Raw genomic sequence first — 2,246 nt, 5'->3', positions numbered from 1 at the left:
CATTGCCCCGAACCAAGACCAATCAACGTTCCACAGCAGTTCCGCACGACGTCAAACAGCAACGTGTGGGAGTGGCAGGAACAGGAGCAAATGTTCCGCGGGATGACGGCGGAAGCGATGGTTACCGGCCAGGAGAAGCCATTTACGGTCATCTTGATCTTTGACGTCACTCAGCATATGTCCTTCTTCGCGACGCTTCAGCGCTGGTTCTGGATAGGCTTGGTCATTAGTGCGCTCGTTAGTGCAGGGTTGGGATGGATGGTTGCAAGCAGCGGTATGCGTCCAATTCGTCAGGTGACTAGGGTCGCGGCTTCGATGTCGGCTAAATCACTCAAAGAGCGCATTCCATTAGCGCCCGTTCCCAAAGAGCTTCAACAATTGGTCTCTTCGTTCAACGCGATGTTGTCCCGACTGGATGATGCTTTTGTCCGGCTATCAAATTTTTCTGCGGACATTGCTCACGAACTGCGTACACCGGTCAGCAATCTGATGACTCATACGGAAGTGGTCCTCTCCAGAAAACGGGACATCGAGGACTATGAAGACAATCTGTACTCAAATCTCGATGACTTGAAGCGTATGGCGCGAATGATCGACGACATGCTTTTTCTGGCGAAATCTGACAATGGTCTGATGACGCATGAGGACAAACCAATAGACCTATTGGAGGTAGTGGAAAAGTTGCTGGAGTACTACCGCCTGCTAGCCGATGAGCGCGGTATCAGCCTCACGGTTTCAGGCCGAGGCCGTGTCCGAGGCGATGTGCTGATGCTGCACAGAGCCATCTCGAACCTGCTTTCGAATGCCCTGCGATACACCCCGGAGGGACAAACCATTAGCATGGATATCCGCCAGGACCTGAAGAAAGCAATCGTGACGGTGGAAAACCCTGGGGAGACCATTGCCCCCGAGCACCTTGAAAAGCTCTTCGATCGATTCTATCGCGCTGATCCCGCACGGCGCGAAGGAAGTCCCAGTAACGCAGGGCTGGGATTAGCAATAACTCGGTCCATTATCGAAGCTCATGAAGGCAGGATCTGGTGCACTTCATCCAACGGGAAAACCGCGTTTCATATGGAACTCCCTAGTTCCGGACTGGTACGTGCGTAAATCCGGAAACGCGGAGGTAGAGGACATAGACACTCTCCACAGGCAAGTAAAACACCTCATTAGAACAAAGATTGCCACCCTTGTTTCTCCTAGAAACGGTGAGCCGTCCAAGGGCTGAGAGCTCCGTCAGGAAGTCAGGGTAACGCTGATTGTGCACGTGAAACACCGCATTGCCTGCCCTCAGCATTGGACCAAAGAGCAGCCGCGAAGCTTACTGAATTGTAATCGAACCGTCGGCGGTCATGTGGCATCGTGTCCTGGCTCAATGACGTGGCTACCTTGATCCATTACCTGGCGTACCAGGACGCGGTATTCACTTGGTATTTGCCAGTGGTTTTAACCAGCGTCGAGAAATAAAAACTAGAACTTCCCCACCAAACCTCGAACCAACAGCTTCTGCTGTGAGGAGCCTTGCATGTCTTTCTTTAAAACTACTACCGTAGTTGCTGCACTTGCCGCTGGTTTGCTATTGAGCGCTATGGCCCAAGCACATCCAAAGCTCATGTCCTCTACCCCTTCGGAAGGTTCGACCTCCATAGCACCTTCAAAAATTGAACTGCATTTCTCGGAAAACCTCACGACCCAGTTCTCCGGTGCGAAGCTGATCATGACCGACATGCCGGGCATGCCAAACTCTCCAATGGGTGTTAAGGCGGGTGTCTCCGGCAGCGACGATCCGAAAACGATGGTCATCACGCCCTCCGCTCCGCTTACCACTGGTACCTACAAGGTTGAATGGCGGGCAGTCTCTTCAGACACTCACCCAGTAACAGGCAACCTTGTTTTTAAAGTGAAATGATCCATGAGCGACTCAATCAATATCGCCGTTCGCTTCGCTCTTTACATGGACCTCATGCTGCTGTTTGGTTTGGCCATTTTTGGTTTGTACAGCCTCAGGGGCAAAGAGCGAATATCCGGCGCTATCTTGAATTTTGAGTCGCTAGTTTTCGGCACCGTCGCTGTTGGCGTACTTCTGTCTCTCGCAGCCATGTTGTTACTTGCCAAGGCAATGAGTGGTGTTTCCGAACTTATGGAACTTCAGCGCCATATTTTCGAAATGGTGCTGATGGGGACCGATGTCGGGCTCATGTGGATGGTTGGGTTTGGCGGCCTTGTCTTTGGGGGGGTGTGGGTTG

The 2,246-nt window shown here is 52.2% G+C and carries 2 protein-coding genes and 1 pseudogene; all 3 read left to right on the top strand.

Translation table 11 applies throughout. The features are described from left to right. On the top strand, positions 1 to 1,110 hold a 1,110-nt coding region (locus GPL81_RS30590), incomplete at its 5' end, for a heavy metal sensor histidine kinase (RefSeq protein ID WP_160109822.1). A gap of 415 nt (positions 1,111 to 1,525) precedes the next feature. Beyond that, positions 1,526 to 1,909, top strand: coding sequence for a copper homeostasis periplasmic binding protein CopC (gene copC / locus GPL81_RS30585; RefSeq protein WP_160109821.1), 384 nt, complete (start codon positions 1,526 to 1,528; stop codon positions 1,907 to 1,909). Between the two features lie 3 nt (positions 1,910 to 1,912). Next, positions 1,913 to 2,246, top strand: a pseudogene (locus GPL81_RS30580) (copper homeostasis membrane protein CopD); the annotation flags it as partial.

This window comes from Pseudomonas izuensis, from assembly GCF_009861505.1.
In the GTDB taxonomy this organism is placed as follows: Bacteria; Pseudomonadota; Gammaproteobacteria; order Pseudomonadales; family Pseudomonadaceae; genus Aquipseudomonas; species Aquipseudomonas izuensis.
The sequence above is the reverse complement of the archived record's forward strand: the minus strand, read 5'-3'. Positions and strand labels throughout refer to the sequence as shown.